Source organism: Pseudomonas sp. CCC3.1 (assembly GCF_034347405.1).
GTDB lineage: Bacteria > Pseudomonadota > Gammaproteobacteria > Pseudomonadales > Pseudomonadaceae > Aquipseudomonas.
Genome location: NZ_CP133778.1, coordinates 1,708,124 through 1,725,939, shown reverse-complemented (window position 1 = coordinate 1,725,939; position 17,816 = coordinate 1,708,124). Strand labels below are relative to the sequence as shown.

At 53.5% G+C, this 17,816-nt stretch carries 12 protein-coding genes, 2 tRNA genes, 3 rRNA genes and 2 pseudogenes; 9 read left to right on the top strand and 10 right to left on the bottom strand.

From position 1 onward, the window contains the following. Positions 1–38: 38 nt before the first annotated feature. Both RHM56_RS25925 and RHM56_RS25920 read left to right on the top strand, forming a co-directional pair. Positions 39–1,328: pseudogene (locus RHM56_RS25925) on the top strand (HAMP domain-containing protein); the annotation flags it as partial. A gap of 102 nt (positions 1,329–1,430) precedes the next feature. Further along, the gene (locus RHM56_RS25920; protein WP_416194907.1) at positions 1,431–2,186 is read left to right on the top strand and encodes a methyl-accepting chemotaxis protein; all 756 of its coding nucleotides are present in this window, start codon (positions 1,431–1,433) and stop codon (positions 2,184–2,186) included. 85 nt (positions 2,187–2,271) lie between these two features. Here RHM56_RS25920 and RHM56_RS07735 read toward each other — a convergent pair whose 3' ends face one another. Genes RHM56_RS07735 through RHM56_RS07725 form a run of 3 tightly spaced genes read right to left on the bottom strand, consistent with a single transcriptional unit; the run spans position 2,272 to position 4,510 of the window. Beyond that, positions 2,272–3,591, bottom strand: a complete 1,320-nt coding sequence (locus RHM56_RS07735) for a sensor histidine kinase (RefSeq protein ID WP_322240147.1) — start codon at positions 3,589–3,591, stop codon at positions 2,272–2,274. Then, positions 3,588–4,256 carry a response regulator transcription factor gene (locus RHM56_RS07730; protein ID WP_322240144.1) on the bottom strand — a complete coding sequence of 223 codons (669 nt, stop codon included), beginning with the start codon at positions 4,254–4,256 and terminating at the stop codon, positions 3,588–3,590. Before RHM56_RS07730 ends, RHM56_RS07735 begins: the two co-directional genes overlap by 4 nt. Beyond that, on the bottom strand, positions 4,256–4,510 hold the full coding sequence (locus RHM56_RS07725; protein ID WP_322240142.1) for a PepSY domain-containing protein: 255 nt from the start codon (positions 4,508–4,510) through the stop codon (positions 4,256–4,258). Before RHM56_RS07725 ends, RHM56_RS07730 begins: the two co-directional genes overlap by 1 nt. Before the next feature lie 260 nt (positions 4,511–4,770). Between RHM56_RS07725 and queD the strand changes: the two genes are divergently transcribed. Next, positions 4,771–5,127, top strand: a complete 357-nt coding sequence (gene queD, locus RHM56_RS07720; RefSeq protein ID WP_048386287.1) for a 6-carboxytetrahydropterin synthase QueD — start codon at positions 4,771–4,773, stop codon at positions 5,125–5,127. A 165-nt stretch (positions 5,128–5,292) separates the two neighbouring features. Here the strand turns inward: queD and RHM56_RS07715 are convergent. Further along, positions 5,293–5,622, bottom strand: a pseudogene (locus tag RHM56_RS07715) (IS66 family transposase); the annotation flags it as partial. Positions 5,623–5,771: 149 nt separating this feature from the next. Between RHM56_RS07715 and tnpA the strand changes: the two are divergent. The 4 genes from tnpA to RHM56_RS07695 all read left to right on the top strand — a co-directional run bounded on the left by tnpA (position 5,772) and on the right by RHM56_RS07695 (position 8,625). Further along, positions 5,772–6,161 carry an IS66-like element accessory protein TnpA gene (gene tnpA / locus RHM56_RS25915; RefSeq protein ID WP_416194890.1) on the top strand — a complete coding sequence of 130 codons (390 nt, stop codon included), beginning with the start codon at positions 5,772–5,774 and terminating at the stop codon, positions 6,159–6,161. Beyond that, the gene (tnpB, locus tag RHM56_RS07705) at positions 6,158–6,439 is read left to right on the top strand and encodes an IS66 family insertion sequence element accessory protein TnpB (RefSeq protein WP_416194889.1); all 282 of its coding nucleotides are present in this window, start codon (positions 6,158–6,160) and stop codon (positions 6,437–6,439) included. The genes tnpA and tnpB overlap by 4 nt, the downstream gene beginning before the upstream one ends. A gap of 98 nt (positions 6,440–6,537) precedes the next feature. Further along, on the top strand, positions 6,538–8,043 hold the full coding sequence (tnpC, locus tag RHM56_RS07700) for an IS66 family transposase (RefSeq protein WP_322240139.1): 1,506 nt from the start codon (positions 6,538–6,540) through the stop codon (positions 8,041–8,043). 3 nt (positions 8,044–8,046) lie between these two features. Next, positions 8,047–8,625 (top strand): plasmid pRiA4b ORF-3 family protein, encoded by a 579-nt coding sequence (locus tag RHM56_RS07695; RefSeq protein WP_322240137.1) that lies wholly within the window; start codon positions 8,047–8,049, stop codon positions 8,623–8,625. Between the two features lie 94 nt (positions 8,626–8,719). Here the strand turns inward: RHM56_RS07695 and rrf are convergent. The 5 genes from rrf to RHM56_RS07670 form a co-directional block, all read right to left on the bottom strand. After that, a 5S ribosomal RNA gene (rrf, locus tag RHM56_RS07690) occupies positions 8,720–8,835 on the bottom strand. Positions 8,836–8,987: 152 nt separating this feature from the next. Next, positions 8,988–11,879, bottom strand: a 23S ribosomal RNA gene (locus RHM56_RS07685). Positions 11,880–12,115: 236 nt separating this feature from the next. Beyond that, positions 12,116–12,191, bottom strand: a tRNA-Ala gene (locus RHM56_RS07680). 30 nt (positions 12,192–12,221) lie between these two features. Continuing rightward, positions 12,222–12,298: transfer RNA gene (locus RHM56_RS07675), tRNA-Ile, on the bottom strand. A gap of 122 nt (positions 12,299–12,420) precedes the next feature. Continuing rightward, positions 12,421–13,957: ribosomal RNA gene (locus tag RHM56_RS07670) — 16S ribosomal RNA — on the bottom strand. The 16S, 23S and 5S rRNA genes sit together here with 2 tRNA genes alongside, the layout of an rRNA operon. A 601-nt stretch (positions 13,958–14,558) precedes the next feature. Here RHM56_RS07670 and rhtA point away from each other — a divergent pair. Together rhtA and RHM56_RS07660 are read left to right on the top strand one after the other, a co-directional pair. Beyond that, the gene (gene rhtA, locus RHM56_RS07665) at positions 14,559–15,446 is read left to right on the top strand and encodes a threonine/homoserine exporter RhtA (RefSeq protein WP_322240135.1); all 888 of its coding nucleotides are present in this window, start codon (positions 14,559–14,561) and stop codon (positions 15,444–15,446) included. A gap of 164 nt (positions 15,447–15,610) precedes the next feature. Further along, positions 15,611–15,892, top strand: coding sequence for a hypothetical protein (locus tag RHM56_RS07660; protein ID WP_322240133.1), 282 nt, complete (start codon positions 15,611–15,613; stop codon positions 15,890–15,892). A 48-nt stretch (positions 15,893–15,940) separates the two neighbouring features. On the opposite strand, the gene RHM56_RS07655 is transcribed toward RHM56_RS07660, so the two are convergent. Beyond that, positions 15,941–17,761, bottom strand: a complete 1,821-nt coding sequence (locus tag RHM56_RS07655) for an aminopeptidase P family protein (protein WP_322240131.1) — start codon at positions 17,759–17,761, stop codon at positions 15,941–15,943. Between the last annotated feature and the right edge of the window lie 55 nt (positions 17,762–17,816).

The following is a 17,816-nucleotide window of genomic DNA, read 5'->3' as shown; positions in this document are numbered from 1 at the left end:
TGCCGTTAACGGGTTAAGCCTCTTTTTAGGATGTTTCCATGTCGCTCAGACAGCTTTCCATTCAATGGAAAATCACCCTCCTCGCCGGACTTTGCCTCGTGGGTGTTGTCGCCCTGCTGGTGGGGCTTTCTCTTTACCGCATGGAGTACACCTCCAACCTTGTAGAGGCCTCAAGCGCGAAGATGCTTAATGAGTCCGCTCAAGCACGCATTGAAGCTCAGGGTGAAGCACAGGCCCAAGCTATTAGTCGTCAGTTTATGGACGCCTACCAGTACGGCAACGGGTTTGCCCGCCAGGTCCTGTTTTTGCGTGAGCAATCTGAAAAACGCTTTTTAGATGCCTTCGATCTTCGCGAAGACCTGACCCGCCAGGTTAAATCCGCATTGCAGGCCAACCCGGAGTTGTTGGGTTTATCGCTGGTTTTTGAGGCCAATGCACTGGATGGCAAAGATCAGTTGTTTGACCATCAGCAAGTACTGGGCAGCAATGACAAGGGCCGTTTCGCCCTTTATTGGTCGCAAACGACGCCGGGCAAATTGACCTCGATGGCATTGCCTGAAACCGACATGTCTGACACCAGTATCGGACCTAGCGGCCAAGCCAATAACTCATGGTTTACCTGCCCACGCACGACTCTTAAGCCGTGCATCATCGAACCTTACTTCTATGAAATTGACGGGCAGAAAGTGCTGATGACCAGCATCGTTTTCCCGTTGATGGTCAATGGCAAGGTGATTGCGTCACTGTCGGTGGATATTAATCTCAACAGTTTGCAGGCCATGAGCCAGACGGCAAGCAAGAAGCTGTACGACGGGCAAACCCATGTGAGCATTATCAGCTCGGCCGGGGTGCTGGCCGGTTTCAGTGCCGATGCCAGCAAGCTCAGCCAGCGTCTGAATCAAGTAGACCCTGACGATGGTGCTCAACTGATGGGGCTGATGACTGGCGCGGGCCAAACACACAGCATCCGCAACCATCAACGCCTCAAAGTACTGACGCCGTTTTTTCCGATTCCAGGCAGCAAAGCCTGGGGCGTATTGCTCGACGTACCTGAGCAAGTACTGGTTGGACCTGCCCAAGCCCTACAGGCCGAGCTGGAAGCGCGCAATACCGTCGGCACCCTGATTGAACTTGGCTTGGGCTCACTGGCGGCGATCATAGGCCTGCTGCTGGTGTGGCTGATGGCCCGTAGCGTTACAAGGCCTATTCTAAGCGTCGCGCACATGCTTGAAGACATTGCCAGCGGTGAAGGGGATCTGACACGTCGTCTTGCCTACGACAAACAAGACGAACTGGGCCAACTGGCCGGTTGGTTCAACCGCTTTCTGGACAAGCTGCAACCGATCATTGCCGAGGTTAAACGCTCTGTGCAGGATGCTCGCAGCACCGCCGATCAGTCAGCCTCTATTGCTACCCAAACCAGCGCCGGCATGGAGCAGCAATACCGGCAGGTCGATCAGGCCGCCACGGCGTCGCATGAGATGAGCGCAACTGCTCAAGACGTCGCACGCAGCGCGGCACAGGCCGCACAAGCCGCGCGCGATGCTGATCAGGCAACGCGTCAGGGCCTGACCATTATTGATCGCACCACTTCCAGCATTGATCACTTGGCCGCCGATATGAGTGTGGCCATGAAACAAGTGGAAGGGCTGGCGGCCAACAGCGAGAAAATCGGCTCTGTACTGGAGGTGATTCGCGCGATTGCCGAACAAACCAACTTACTCGCCTTGAATGCGGCGATTGAGGCCGCACGGGCCGGAGATGCCGGTCGCGGATTTGCCGTGGTGGCGGATGAAGTGCGTAATCTGGCGCGACGGACCCAGGAGTCGGTCGAAGAAACCCGTCAGGTGATTGAACAGCTGCAAGTCGGCACTCAAGAGGTCGTGACATCGATGGGCAACAGTCATCGCCAAGCCCAGGGCAGCGTGGAGCAAGTAGGACACGCGGTGACGGCCTTGCAGCAAATCGGTGAGGCGGTGACGGTGATTACCGACATGAATTTGCAGATTGCCAGCGCAGCGGAAGAGCAAAGTGCAGTGGCCGAGGAGATTAACCACAACGTGGCAACTATTCGCGATGTGACGGAATCACTGTCTGGGCAAGCCAATGAGTCTGCACGCGTTAGCCAGTCGCTTAATTCCTTGGCCAACCAGCAACAGAACCTGATGGATCAGTTCCGCGTCTGAAGTACCAGGCTTGTACGAAATGTTTTCACGCGAAGGGTAGGCAAGGCGAAAACAGGCGACGACTGCCGGTGGGTAGTCGTCATCTTTAATGCTTGCGCCCTTGCAGTTTGATGACCACCCGTAGCCCGCCCAGCGTGCCGGTTTCAAGCTGCATCTCCCCTCCCCAGGCCTCTACAATGTCGCGCACGATGCCCAAACCCAAGCCATGACCGCTGGTTTGTTCGTCTAGACGGGTACCTCGGCTGAAAACCTGATCACGCTCAGCCTCAGGAATGCCAGGGCCATCGTCTTGAACCTCTATGACAAAGCCGTTCGAGGTTTGGCGAATCGTCAGCTCTACCTGAGCGTCAGCCCATTTGCAGGCGTTATCCAACAGATTGCCGAGCAGTTCGAGCATGTCTTCACGGTCCCAGGGCATGTGCAGCCCCGGTGTGGCATCCAGCTTTAACGCCAGGTGATCGCCGTGAATCATGCCAAGGGTGGATAGCAATACGGGCAGTTCTGCATCCGCGTCAAACTGAGCCCCCGGCAATGCATCGCCTGCCAGACGCGCACGGTTAAGCTCTCGACTCATGCGTTGCTGTATGTGTTCCAGTTGCTCACGCAGCCGTTGCTGCAGGTCGGGATAACCGTCCAGTTGTGTGTCATTGACCAGGCTGTACAAGACCGCCAGAGGGGTTTTTAGTGCATGCCCCAGGTTACCCAGCGCATTGCGCGAGCGCTTCAAGGTGTCTTCGGTATGGGCCAGCAGGTCATTGATTTGCGTCACCAAGGGTTCAAGCTCAAGCGGCACTTGTGCATCAAGTTGTGAACGCTGACCTGACTGCAACTGAACGATCTGTTTGCGCGCAGTCTCCAGTGGCCGCAGTGCTCGACGAACCGTGAGCCGCTGCATTAGCAAAATGATCATGAGTGTACAGATGCCTATGCCTAAGCCGATCCTTTGCACCTGCTTGAAGCTTTCACGTATCGGCGTGTAGTCCTGAGCCACTGTAATTGAAACTGGCTGGCCAAAGCGCTGGTAGTCACTGCGCAGGAGCAGCAGCATTTGCCCTTCCGGGCCTGGCTGCAGCGTGCTGTCCGGGCCTGGCTGACTGGGTCGTGGCAGTTGCGCGTCCCATAACGAGCGCGAGCGCCAATGGGTGTCGCCAAACTCAATGCTGAAGTAGTGGCCAGAAAAAGGTCGTTGATAGGCGGGCGAGATCCGCCGCTCATCCAGTTGCAGCCCCTGAGAGCCTCGGGTCAGTGCGGCTAACAAATTTTCGCTGTCATTTTGCAGGCCGGATTCCAGATACCGCTGAAGGCCATTCTCGAATAACCAGAAGCTCACTTGACTGACCACCAAGCCCGCCACCAACAAGACACTGATCAAGCCGATGCTCAAGCGTCGCTGAATGGATTTCACTGGCCGGCAGCCCCGAATATGTAGCCTTGCCCGCGCCGGGTTTCTATCACCGAGCGCCCCAGTTTACGCCGTAGATGGTTTACATGAACCTCAAGCACATTGGAGTCGCGCTCTGTTTCGCCGTTGTAGAGATGCTCAGCCAGATGACTTTTCGAGAGGATCTGCTGAGGATGAAGCATGAAGTAACGCAGGAGTCGAAACTCGGCGGCCGTCAGTTGCACTTCAGTCCCATCATTGATAACGCATTGGCGCGACTCATCCAGATGCAGTCCCGCTGACTTCAGCAGGGGCTGATTTGTCTGCCCGTGAGAGCGGCGCAATAACGCCTGAACCCGCAACTGCAACTCTTCAGGATGAAACGGCTTGGTCACGTAGTCATCGACCCCGGCCTTGAGCCCCTCAATGCGTTCAGACCATGCACTGCGGGCGGTCAGAATCAACACTGGCGTGGTCAGCCCTTCTGAACGCCACTGTTTGAGCACGTCGATGCCCGGGACTCCCGGCAGGCCCAAATCAAGAATAATCAGGTCATACGGCTCGCTTTTCCCCTGATAAAGGGCATCGCGGCCGTCGGCCAACCAATCTACCGCGTACCCCAAGCGTTTTAACCCGGCGATCAGTTCGTCGGCCAAGGGGACGTGGTCTTCTACCAGCAACAGCCGCATTAATCATCAACCTCATCTTCAAGCAATTGGCCATCTGCGGCATTCAGCTTGAGCTCCCGAACAACACCGCTGGACGTCAGTAACTCAACTTCATACACATGAATATCGTCATCTTCCTCCAGCTCAACTTCCAGCAGCTTTGAATCCGGGTAACGCTCAATAGCCTTTCGAAGCACGTGTTCCAAGGGCAGGATTATGCCTTGCTCACGCAAACGTAACGCTTCGTCCTGCCCCAAGTCCCGCGAGATGGCCACGGAACAGAATGCTAAAAATATAAGCGCAACAAACCCGCGAACGTAAGCACTCACTGTGATCACTGACCCCTTGCTTCGCACCACGTGTGGCACGTAAAAAAACGAACTATAGCGTCGCTGCCTTAATCGAAACTGAATTTCCTGGACCGGCAGACGGGTAATCTGATCGCGCTTTTTTCGTTAGCAGCGCGTTAGCTGCTAAACTGCGGCCCTGCATTCATCGCCAAGGCGATAGCCACTTCATCAGAGCTATAAACACCGTGGAAATTTTTAAAGAGTTTACCTTCGAATCAGCGCATCGTTTGCCTTACGTTCCAGAAGGCCACAAGTGCGGCCGTTTACACGGGCATTCGTTCAAGGTTGCGATTCATTTGAGTGGTGACATTGACCCTGCAACAGGCTGGATCCGCGACTTCTCGGAAATCAAAGCCATTTTCAAGCCGCTCTATGAACAGCTCGATCATAACTATTTGAACGATATTCCTGGCTTGGAAAACCCGACCAGCGAAGTGCTGGCCAAGTGGATCTGGCAGCAATTGAAACCTCTGCTTCCAGAGCTGTCCGCGATCCGAATTCATGAAACGTGCACGAGCGGCTGTATTTATTACGGCGACTAAGCTACTCAGATAGAACCACCTTGAACGGTCACTACTGTTCACTCAAGAACTGCGCAGACCAGTAGTAGGGTCTCCGCTTCACCTTGAGTGAACAGCATTGCACTTTGATCGGTGGTTTTTTTATGCCCGGAATTTGTAAGCGTATGGGCATCTCATCTTGCGCAACTAAGCCGGTTGCCACCGATGCGGCAGCAGTTCCTGAATATCACTTGCACGCTGTGTCGGCAGACGAGCTAAAAAGTCCTTCAAGTAGGCATACGGATCATGCCCGTTGAGCTTTGCCGACTGGATCAAGCTCATGCGTTTGCCACTGCGTAACGACCCTGCGAAGCGCTAGTTTTTTCTTCCAAGAGCCCAAGGCCGAACTTGCTGCTCAATATGGTTGTTGTCTATTGGCACCGTACCGTCATCCAAATAACAACTCAACGCAACCCAACGTTTGAGGCTGTAATCCAGCGCCTTGGTAATCCTCAAACCCTCATGCACACGCTCGCGCTAGATGTCTAGATGTCTAGATGTCTAGATGTCTAGATGAATTTTATGGCTGAACTTGAGATTCATAGCATGGGACTTCTTAGGCCGATAGGGAGGATGCGTGCGGGCTCAAACCTCTGTGCAGCCGTTCGGGGTCAGATCATTTTTTAGTGGACACTACATTGGCTACATCTCTCTATCCGCGTCGTCCCGGTCGGCGCCCGAACTTCCCGGCGGAGTTCAAACGTCAGGTCGTCGAAGCAACGCTTCAGCCCGGCGCATCCGTGTCGATCATTGCCCGTGAACATGACGTCAATGCCAACCTGGTGTTTCGATGGCGGCAACAATATCAAGACGGGATGTTTGGCCCGGTAAGTCACGCAGCAAAGCTGTTACCTGTTCAAGTGATCGAGACGCCCGCCGAAATCCCAGCTGCCGTTTTCCCGCAAATCGATTCAGTTGCCGAGATCGTTATTGAGGTAGCAAAAGCCAAGCTACGGATCATTGGCGCTCCCGACCCACAGACAGTGCAAATCATCTTGCAGCAGTTGCTGCGATGATTGCCCCACCTGCGGGCACTCGTATCTGGATCGCCGCCGGGGTGACGGATATGCGCCGTGGCTTTGATCCGCTGGCCGCCCTTGTGCAAACTCAGCTGGAAGCAGATCCGTTCAGCGGCCAGATTTTCGCTTTCCGTGGACGCCGTGGTGATCGAATTAAGCTGTTGTGGTGGGACGGCGATGGGTTGTGTTTATTCTGTAAACGTTTGGAGCAAGGCCGCTTTGTCTGGCCGCAGGCAACCAGTGGCAGTGTGTCGCTCACGACTGCGCAGTTGTAGATGCTTTTAGAGGGGATTGATTGGCGTAGGCCAATTCGCACCGCCCCTGTCTTTGCGGTCTGACTGACGGCGCGGACAAACGTCAGTAGCATTCGGGCATGACTGACGCGACCGATACTTTGCCCAATAATCTTCAGGCCTTGAAGGCTTTGATCGCAACCCAGCGCGCAGAGATTGAGCGCCTGAAGATGATGATCGCCAAGCTTCGGCGCACGCAGTTTGGTCGCAGTTCCGAACAACTGGACGCAATGACCGATCAGCTCCAGTTGGGTCTTGAGGAGCTGCATATCAGCCAGGCTGAGCTGACACCTCCAATTGAACCGGCACCTCGTGCAGTCTCTCGGCGCAAGCCATTGCCTGAGCACCTTCCTCGCGAAATCCATGTGCATCAACCTGAGTCGCAATGCAGCGGTTGCGGTGGGACGTTGCGTTATTTGGGTGAGGATGTAGCGCAAATGCTGGAGTACGTGCCGGCACGGTTCAAGGTGATTCGACACATACGGCCCAAATTGGTCTGTGGCTGCTGCGAGCATATCGCTCAGGCTCCCGCGCCGAGTCGGCCTATTGCTCGCGGCCTTGCCGGGCCGGGGTTATTGGCCCATGTGCTGGTGTCGAAATTTGTCGATCATTTGCCGTTATACCGCCAGTCCGAGATCTACGCCCGTGAGGGCGTAGATCTGGAGCGCTCGACGCTCACCGACTGGGTGGGCCAGAGCAGCCAGTTGCTTCGTCCATTAATCAATGCTCTTGAACGTCACGTGATGAGCGGCCATAAAGTTCATGCTGACGACACGCCAATTGGCGTGCTTGCACCGGGCAACGGTAAAACCAAAACGGCTCGTTTGTGGACATACGTGCGTGACGACCGACCTGCCGGTTACACAACACCTTCAGCTGTTTGGTTCGCCTATTCGCCGGATCGCAAGGGCAAACACCCGCGCGCTCACCTCAAGGCGTTCAACGGCATTTGGCAGGCTGACGGCTACGCCGGTTTTGCCCAGTTGTATGCGACGGGCACGATTCAGGAAGCTGCTTGCTGGGCCCATGCCCGTCGTAAGTTTTACGACGTCTACAAAGACCTTGCCTCACCACTGGCCGCCGAAGCGTTGCAACGAATTGCCGCCTTATATGCCATCGAAGGTGAGATTCGCGGGCAACCACCCGACCTGAGAAGAACCGTTCGGCAAAGTCGGGCAAGCCCATTGCTGGAGCAATTAGAGACCTGGCTTAACCAGACGCTCGCTCACGTGTTGAAAAAATCGGCATTGGGCGGTGCAATCCTCTATGCCCTCAACCGGTGGAAGGCGCTGACGCGCTACTGCGATGACGGCCGCATCGAAATCGACAACAATGCTGCAGAGCGCGCGCTGCGCGCCGTCGCTTTGGGTCGCAAAAATTATCTTTTTGTCGGTTCAAATGCCGGTGGAGAGCGAGCTGCTGCGATTTATAGCTTGGTGGGCTCGGCGAAACTCAACGGTCTGAACCCTCACGCTTATTTGACATATGTCCTGGAACGCATCGCTGACCACCCGATCAATCGCGTCGACGAACTGCTGCCCTGGAATATTTTCCCCACCCAGACGGAACACAGTGAGGCTGCTTGAGCCATGGTCAAACCTGTTCGCTTACCCAAACCCGCGCCCGACTTGTTATTACTGCACATTGAGTTGAAATGGATTGAGCCCGCCATTTGGCGTCGCGTAGTGGTGCCCGAAACGATCACCTTGGGCAGGCTGCACTCGGTGATCCAGATTGCAATGGGCTGGGAAGGCGGGCATCTGCATGAGTTTGAAATTGCCGGTGAGAATTACGGCATTCCCGACCCCGATGGCTGGGGCCCGCCCGTTAATCCAGAGGCCCGCAAGACCCTGATCAGAGCATTGCAAGGGAGAAAGACGTTTCATTACCTGTACGACTTTGGCGACAGCTGGGATCATCGAATCAAAGTTGAAAAAACACTACCCGCCGGGGCCAGCACTCAAGTGCCGTATTGCGTCGACGGAGCCAATGCGTGCCCACCGGAAGATGTCGGTGGTGGCCCGGGCTATGCCGAGTTTCTTGAAGCGATGGCAGACCCCAAACACTCGGAGCACGAGTCCATGATGGAGTGGTATGGCCATGATTTCGACCCAACTGTTTTTGAATGGGAACGCATTAATCAGTGGCTGAAGGGCGTGAAGGTCTGAAAGGCAAGATGGTTTAGTTCGGACGCTTACGTATTTCTATCATGCAAAAACAAAATCCCTGTCTGCGTGAGCAGACAGGGATTTTGGAATTTAATCTTGACGATGACCTACTCTCACATGGGGAAACCCCACACTACCATCGGCGATGCATCGTTTCACTACTGAGTTCGGGATGGGATCAGGTGGTTCCAATGCTCTATGGTCGTCAAGAAATTCGGTAGCCAGTTCGTTCACCTTACGGTCAACGCTCCAGCGAATGGGTATGTAATAGAATCGGTGCTTTGTGAGCTGCAAACTTTCGGTTTGTATCGTCTTCACACACCGCAATCTGGTCTCTTCGACTCAAATTGCTTGGGTGTTATATGGTCAAGCCTCACGGGCAATTAGTATTGGTTAGCTCAACGCCTCACAGCGCTTACACACCCAACCTATCAACGTCGTAGTCTTCGACGGCCCTTTAGGGAACTCAAGGTTCCAGTGAGATCTCATCTTGAGGCAAGTTTCCCGCTTAGATGCTTTCAGCGGTTATCTTTCCCGAACATAGCTACCCGGCAATGCCACTGGCGTGACAACCGGAACACCAGAGGTTCGTCCACTCCGGTCCTCTCGTACTAGGAGCAGCCCCTCTCAAATCTCAAACGTCCACGGCAGATAGGGACCGAACTGTCTCACGACGTTCTAAACCCAGCTCGCGTACCACTTTAAATGGCGAACAGCCATACCCTTGGGACCGGCTTCAGCCCCAGGATGTGATGAGCCGACATCGAGGTGCCAAACACCGCCGTCGATATGAACTCTTGGGCGGTATCAGCCTGTTATCCCCGGAGTACCTTTTATCCGTTGAGCGATGGCCCTTCCATACAGAACCACCGGATCACTAAGACCTACTTTCGTACCTGCTCGACGTGTCTGTCTCGCAGTCAAGCGCGCTTTTGCCTTTATACTCTACGACCGATTTCCGACCGGTCTGAGCGCACCTTCGTACTCCTCCGTTACTCTTTAGGAGGAGACCGCCCCAGTCAAACTACCCACCATACACTGTCCTCGATCCGGATAACGGACCTGAGTTAGAACCTCAAAGTTGCCAGGGTGGTATTTCAAGGTTGGCTCCACGCAGACTGGCGTCCACGCTTCAAAGCCTCCCACCTATCCTACACAAGCAAATTCAAAGTCCAGTGCAAAGCTATAGTAAAGGTTCACGGGGTCTTTCCGTCTAGCCGCGGATACACTGCATCTTCACAGCGATTTCAATTTCACTGAGTCTCGGGTGGAGACAGCGCCGCCATCGTTACGCCATTCGTGCAGGTCGGAACTTACCCGACAAGGAATTTCGCTACCTTAGGACCGTTATAGTTACGGCCGCCGTTTACCGGGGCTTCGATCAAGAGCTTCGCGTTAGCTAACCCCATCAATTAACCTTCCGGCACCGGGCAGGCGTCACACCCTATACGTCCACTTTCGTGTTTGCAGAGTGCTGTGTTTTTAATAAACAGTCGCAGCGGCCTGGTATCTTCGACCGGCGTGGGCTTACGCAGTAAATGCTTCACCCTCACCGGCGCACCTTCTCCCGAAGTTACGGTGCCATTTTGCCTAGTTCCTTCACCCGAGTTCTCTCAAGCGCCTTGGTATTCTCTACCCAACCACCTGTGTCGGTTTGGGGTACGGTTCCTGGTTACCTGAAGCTTAGAAGCTTTTCTTGGAAGCATGGCATCAACCACTTCGTGTTCTAAAAGAACACTCGTCATCAGCTCTCGGCCTTAGAATCCCGGATTTACCTAAGATTCCAGCCTACCACCTTAAACTTGGACAACCAACGCCAAGCTGGCCTAGCCTTCTCCGTCCCTCCATCGCAATAACCAGAAGTACAGGAATATTAACCTGTTTTCCATCGACTACGCTTTTCAGCCTCGCCTTAGGGACCGACTAACCCTGCGTCGATTAACGTTGCGCAGGAAACCTTGGTCTTTCGGCGTGGGTGTTTTTCACACCCATTATCGTTACTCATGTCAGCATTCGCACTTCTGATACCTCCAGCAAGCTTCTCAACTCACCTTCACAGGCTTACAGAACGCTCCTCTACCGCATCACCTAAGTGATACCCGTAGCTTCGGTGTATGGTTTGAGCCCCGTTAAATCTTCCGCGCAGGCCGACTCGACTAGTGAGCTATTACGCTTTCTTTAAAGGGTGGCTGCTTCTAAGCCAACCTCCTAGCTGTCTAAGCCTTCCCACATCGTTTCCCACTTAACCATAACTTTGGGACCTTAGCTGACGGTCTGGGTTGTTTCCCTTTTCACGACGGACGTTAGCACCCGCCGTGTGTCTCCCATGCTCGGCACTTGTAGGTATTCGGAGTTTGCATCGGTTTGGTAAGTCGGGATGACCCCCTAGCCGAAACAGTGCTCTACCCCCTACAGTGATACATGAGGCGCTACCTAAATAGCTTTCGAGGAGAACCAGCTATCTCCGAGCTTGATTAGCCTTTCACTCCGATCCACAGGTCATCCGCTAACTTTTCAACGGTAGTCGGTTCGGTCCTCCAGTTAGTGTTACCCAACCTTCAACCTGCCCATGGATAGATCGCCCGGTTTCGGGTCTATTCCCAGCGACTAGACGCCCTATTAAGACTCGCTTTCGCTACGCCTCCCCTATTCGGTTAAGCTTGCCACTGAAAATAAGTCGCTGACCCATTATACAAAAGGTACGCAGTCACCCAACAAAGTGGGCTCCCACTGCTTGTACGCATACGGTTTCAGGATCTATTTCACTCCCCTCTCCGGGGTTCTTTTCGCCTTTCCCTCACGGTACTAGTTCACTATCGGTCAGTCAGTAGTATTTAGCCTTGGAGGATGGTCCCCCCATATTCAGACAAAGTTTCTCGTGCTCCGTCCTACTCGATTTCACTGCAAAGATGTTTTCGCGTACAGGGCTATCACCCACTATGGCCGCACTTTCCAGAGCGTTCCGCTAACATCAATACAGCTTAAGGGCTGGTCCCCGTTCGCTCGCCACTACTAAGGGAATCTCGGTTGATTTCTTTTCCTCAGGGTACTTAGATGTTTCAGTTCCCCTGGTTCGCTTCTTAAGCCTATGTATTCAGCTTAAGATACCTAACTTATGTTAGGTGGGTTCCCCCATTCAGACATCTCCGGATCAAAGTCTGTTTGCCGACTCCCCGAAGCTTTTCGCAGGCTACCACGTCTTTCATCGCCTCTGACTGCCAAGGCATCCACCGTATGCGCTTCTTCACTTGACCATATAACCCCAAGCAATCTGGTTATACTATGAAGACGACATTCGCCGAAAACTTGCAATTACTCACAAATTTTACCTTAGCCTGAATAAACACCAGTGAAAATGTTATTCAGTCTATCTTTCTATCACATACCCAAATTTTTAAAGAACGATCTAATCAAAAGATCAGAAATCAACATTCACCATCACATTGATGGAATGCTCATTTCTAAGCTTTACGATGCAGAAGCAAGTTTATGGTGGAGCCAAACGGGATCGAACCGTTGACCTCCTGCGTGCAAGGCAGGCGCTCTCCCAGCTGAGCTATGGCCCCATATTTCTACAGGCATTTTCCACACAAAATTGGTGGGTCTGGGCAGATTCGAACTGCCGACCTCACCCTTATCAGGGGTGCGCTCTAACCAACTGAGCTACAGACCCAATTTCGAGCTTGCAACCGTTAGCGTGTGCTATCAGCGTGGAGCTTAAAGTTGCTTCTATCGTCTTCTTCAATGAATCAAGCAATTCGTGTGGGAACTTATGGAGCAGCTGATGTCGTCGATTAAGGAGGTGATCCAGCCGCAGGTTCCCCTACGGCTACCTTGTTACGACTTCACCCCAGTCATGAATCACACCGTGGTAACCGTCCTCCCGAAGGTTAGACTAGCTACTTCTGGTGCAACCCACTCCCATGGTGTGACGGGCGGTGTGTACAAGGCCCGGGAACGTATTCACCGTGACATTCTGATTCACGATTACTAGCGATTCCGACTTCACGCAGTCGAGTTGCAGACTGCGATCCGGACTACGATCGGTTTTATGGGATTAGCTCCACCTCGCGGCTTGGCAACCCTTTGTACCGACCATTGTAGCACGTGTGTAGCCCAGGCCGTAAGGGCCATGATGACTTGACGTCATCCCCACCTTCCTCCGGTTTGTCACCGGCAGTCTCCTTAGAGTGCCCACCATTACGTGCTGGTAACTAAGGACAAGGGTTGCGCTCGTTACGGGACTTAACCCAACATCTCACGACACGAGCTGACGACAGCCATGCAGCACCTGTCTCAATGTTCCCGAAGGCACCAATCTATCTCTAGAAAGTTCATTGGATGTCAAGGCCTGGTAAGGTTCTTCGCGTTGCTTCGAATTAAACCACATGCTCCACCGCTTGTGCGGGCCCCCGTCAATTCATTTGAGTTTTAACCTTGCGGCCGTACTCCCCAGGCGGTCAACTTAATGCGTTAGCTGCGCCACTAAGAGTTCAAGACTCCCAACGGCTAGTTGACATCGTTTACGGCGTGGACTACCAGGGTATCTAATCCTGTTTGCTCCCCACGCTTTCGCACCTCAGTGTCAGTATCAGTCCAGGTGGTCGCCTTCGCCACTGGTGTTCCTTCCTATATCTACGCATTTCACCGCTACACAGGAAATTCCACCACCCTCTACCATACTCTAGCTTGCCAGTTTTGGATGCAGTTCCCAGGTTGAGCCCGGGGATTTCACATTCAACTTAACAAACCACCTACGCGCGCTTTACGCCCAGTAATTCCGATTAACGCTTGCACCCTCTGTATTACCGCGGCTGCTGGCACAGAGTTAGCCGGTGCTTATTCTGTCGGTAACGTCAAAGCACTAACGTATTAGGTTAATGCCCTTCCTCCCAACTTAAAGTGCTTTACAATCCGAAGACCTTCTTCACACACGCGGCATGGCTGGATCAGGCTTTCGCCCATTGTCCAATATTCCCCACTGCTGCCTCCCGTAGGAGTCTGGACCGTGTCTCAGTTCCAGTGTGACTGATCATCCTCTCAGACCAGTTACGGATCGTAGCCTTGGTGAGCCATTACCTCACCAACTAGCTAATCCGACCTAGGCTCATCTGATAGCGCAAGGCCCGAAGGTCCCCTGCTTTCTCCCGTAGGACGTATGCGGTATTAGCGTCCGTTTCCGAACGTTATCCCCCACTATCAGGCAGATTCCTAGGTATTACTCACCCGTCCGCCGCTCTCAAGAGGTGCAAGCACCCCTCTACCGCTCGACTTGCATGTGTTAGGCCTGCCGCCAGCGTTCAATCTGAGCCATGATCAAACTCTTCAGTTCAAACATCTTTGGGTTTTGAGAAAACCCTAAACTTGGCTCAGCAATCGTTGGTTACATCTTTGATTTCTCGCGGAGTAACTTGTGATGCTGATAATCTTTTTGACTATCAGTCTGACCCCACAAGCACCCACACGAATTGCTTGATTCAGTTGTTAAAGAGCGGTTGGTTAAGCTTTCGCTCAACCGAGGCGCGCATTCTACAGCAGCCTCTGTTGCTGTCAAGCGGTTATTTAAGAAGTTTTCAAAGTTTCGCTTGGAAATCTTTAACAACTTCAACCACTTGCGCTTTCGATCTCTCGTTAGCGGGAGTCGAATTCTACAGCGTTACACGCTGCTGTCAACACCTCATTTCCTGCCTCGATGACTTGAAGCTAGCACTGCCTAAAACCAATCCAACTCATTGATACTCAAGGAGTTTTCCGTTTCGACTGCGCCGGAAGTGGGGCGAATTATAGGCCGTTGGAAATCAGAGTCAAGGGCCAATTGATAGGGACTCTATAAAAGAAGGATTTAACTCCTGTTGCGCACTATATTGCACACCGGACTTAACTTAAGCATGATGCCTAACCTCTAGACCTTCATCGCCCAGGCACACACCGCAATGACAAAGCTCCCTCATAGCATCGCATCGACGCTATTACCTGTTGGCTTACTACTTATCGCCATGGCCTCAATCCAGTCAGGCGCATCGCTCGCAAAAAGCATGTTCCCCATTGTCGGCGCTCAAGGCACTACAGCCCTGCGCTTGATATTTGCCAGCATCATAATGCTGCTGATACTGCGCCCCTGGAGAGCCAAGCTCACAGCCAAATCCCTGAAGACCGTTATTGTCTACGGGATAGCATTAGGCGGCATGAACTTCCTCTTCTATATGTCACTGCGTAGCGTCCCACTAGGGGTTGCTGTAGCGCTGGAATTCACAGGCCCCTTGGCAGTCGCCATTTATTCATCACGCAGGGCAATCGACTTTGCCTGGATAGCGCTGGCAATCACAGGACTCTTACTACTAATACCTGTCGGAGAAAGCGCCCAAGGGATCGACCTTATTGGCGCAAGTTACGCATTAGGCGCAGGTGTGTGCTGGGCGCTGTACATTCTCTTTGGACAAAAAGCCGGAGCAGACAATGGCGTTCAAACCGCAGCCCTGGGCGTGATGATTGCGGCACTTTTTATCGCCCCTATCGGCATCGTCCACGCAGGCAGCGCTTTATTGACGCCCAGCCTGATTCCAATTGCCATTGGCGTCGCCATATTGTCGACCGCCCTGCCCTACACACTAGAAATGATTGCACTGACGCGCATGCCTACCCGCACATTTGGCACACTCATGAGTATTGAGCCCGCTTTTGGAGCACTTTCGGGGCTGCTGTTTTTGCATGAGGTTCTATCTTTCACACAATGGATGGCTATTCTCTGCATTATCATGGCTTCCGTCGGCGCAACCATGACTATGCGAGGCCACTCAAAGCCCACGCTTACTGACAATTAGCCATCTATTTGACACAACTCTGGTAATTGACTCTCATTTAGGGGATGTTTGCACTCTGAAAGAATGACTCAGGGCGATTCAGGATAAGGAGATCCAAAGGAGCCAATGGATGATCAATCGACACCCGTATCTCGCCAATTAGACGTAACCGCTTAAGGACAGGAATGAAACGATTTTTGGTAGTTTTAGCCGTGCTCGCTGTATCCGGCTGCGCTGCAACCTCCGAAACAACCGTCAAACACGGTAAACGGGGCTTGCATATCAACTGCTCTGGATTGTCGTCATCCTGGAACAAGTGCTACACCGAGGCAGCAAAGTCCTGTGGAGACAAAGGGTATCGATTGATTGCCAAATCGGGGGATAGTGCCGAAGAGCCTGGAGACTACCCCTTTGGCTTGAACCCTGCCGGTTACACCAGTCGCAGCATGATCATTATCTGCAAGTAGCCCCTTCTGTCACGCAACCAACCAGACCGGCTGCGTGACAGAGCACCTTCAGGCCACGGTTGACAGCGGCGCTGTTCGGGTTTGCAACCACTCCAGAGCCACACCCTCAAGCAGCGGGCTCAAACGCTCACGAACCTGCGCGTGATAAGCATCAAACCATTCCAGTTCTTCGCACGTAAGCAATGACGGTTCCAGGCAGCGCGTATCAATCGGGCACAACGTCAGGGTTTCAAACTTCAGAAACGCTCCAAACTCCGAAGCGCCTGCTTCACGATTCAACACCAAGTTCTCAATTCGCACACCCCAGCGGCCCGGCCGGTATGTTCCAGGCTCGATTGAAGTAATCATCCCTGGCTGCATCGCGGTATGAGGTGCTACCGCAGCCTGATAGGCAATAACCTGCGGCCCTTCGTGCACATTCAGGAAATACCCCACTCCGTGTCCTGTCCCGTGCCCATAATCTACGCTCTCAGCCCAAATTGGCGCGCGAGCAATTGAGTCCAGCAAAGGTGACAAAATCCCCTTGGGAAACTGAGCCCTGGACAACGCAATCACACCTTTCAGCACACGGGTGCAGTCACGCTTTTGCTCGTTTGTAAGAGTGCCTACCGGAACCATGCGCGTGATGTCAGTCGTACCACCCAGGTACTGACCACCGGAGTCGATGAGCAGCAAGCCATCTCCCTCGATCACAGCATGCTCTTGCTCGGTTGCGTGGTAATGCGGCATCGCACCATTGGCATTAAAAGCCGCGATGGTATTGAAACTCAGCGATACGAAGCCTGGGCGACGAGCACGAGCCGCAGTCAACTGTTCGTCGATGGTCAACTCCGTGACGCGCTCACGACCCAAGGCTGTTTCCAACCAAGCAAAAAACTCGCAGAGAGCCGCGCCGTCTTGCTCCATGGCCTGCCGGATATGGAAAGCGTCATCAAGACTCTTTTGCGACTTGGCCAACGTTGTTGGGTTCAAGCCTTCAACAAGCTTCACTTCAGGGCTCACGTGGTTGAGCAAGCCACACGTGACCCGTGCCGGATCAACCAGAAGCCGAGTGCTTACAGGCAACGCCGCCAATGCAGGATTGATCTCAGCGTACTGACGCAACTTGACGCCATCACGCAGGAGCGCCGCTTGCAACTCAGCACTGACTTTGTTCACGTCAACAAACAAAGTGGCCTGCGCAGACTCAATCAAGGCAAACGAAACAAAAACCGGGTTAAAAGAGACATCGGAGCCGCGCAGGTTAAACAACCAGGCAATGTCATCCAGGGTCGCAATGAAATGCGCATCGGCGTTGCGTTGCTTGAGCGTTTCGCGCAACTTTGCCAGTTTTTCCGCGCGGCTCACTGTCGCCTGCGGTGGTAAATGCTCATACACCGACTGGGTTGGAAGCGCGGGACGACCTGCCCACACCAGATTCAACACGTCGATATCAGTGCGCAAAATGGCGCCACGCTCTTTAAGCTTGCTCTCCAGGGTACGGGCAGAAGCCAGCGCAAAGACAGCGCCATCAACCGAAACAGTTGCTCCTGCAGGTGCCTGCTCAGCCAGCCACTCCAGAGGGCCTGGCTGACCGGGTTGCAACTTGACCAACTCAATCGTGCTACCGGCGAGTTCTTTGCCGGCCTGCTCCCAGTAGCGGCTATCAGCCCATAAACCTGCGAAGGCAGGCGTGACGATCAACGTACCCACTGAACCGTGGAAACCCGACAGCCATTGCCGCCCCTGCCAATAAGCAGGCAAGTATTCTGAGAGGTGGGGATCGGCCGATGGAACCAACAACGCATAGATACCGTTCTGTTCCATCAATGCGCGTGTACGCTCCAAACGCTGCACCACCGATTCCTGATTCAACGACTGACTACTCATCCTCTCTCCTGCTGGTCACGGTTAGTGATTCTTCGTGACGGATAATGGATCACCC

Coding starts and splice junctions, on each gene's coding strand:
- RHM56_RS25920 (WP_416194907.1), top strand. CDS start 1,431: ATGGAGCAGCAATACCGGCAGGTCGATCAGGCCGCCACGGCGTCGCAT.
- RHM56_RS07730 (WP_322240144.1), bottom strand. CDS start 4,256: ATGCGGCTGTTGCTGGTAGAAGACCACGTCCCCTTGGCCGACGAACTG.
- tnpB (WP_416194889.1), top strand. CDS start 6,158: ATGATTGCCCCACCTGCGGGCACTCGTATCTGGATCGCCGCCGGGGTG.
- tnpC (WP_322240139.1), top strand. CDS start 6,538: ATGACTGACGCGACCGATACTTTGCCCAATAATCTTCAGGCCTTGAAG.
- RHM56_RS07695 (WP_322240137.1), top strand. CDS start 8,047: ATGGTCAAACCTGTTCGCTTACCCAAACCCGCGCCCGACTTGTTATTA.
- rhtA (WP_322240135.1), top strand. CDS start 14,559: ATGACAAAGCTCCCTCATAGCATCGCATCGACGCTATTACCTGTTGGC.
- RHM56_RS07660 (WP_322240133.1), top strand. CDS start 15,611: ATGAAACGATTTTTGGTAGTTTTAGCCGTGCTCGCTGTATCCGGCTGC.
- RHM56_RS07655 (WP_322240131.1), bottom strand. CDS start 17,761: ATGAGTAGTCAGTCGTTGAATCAGGAATCGGTGGTGCAGCGTTTGGAG.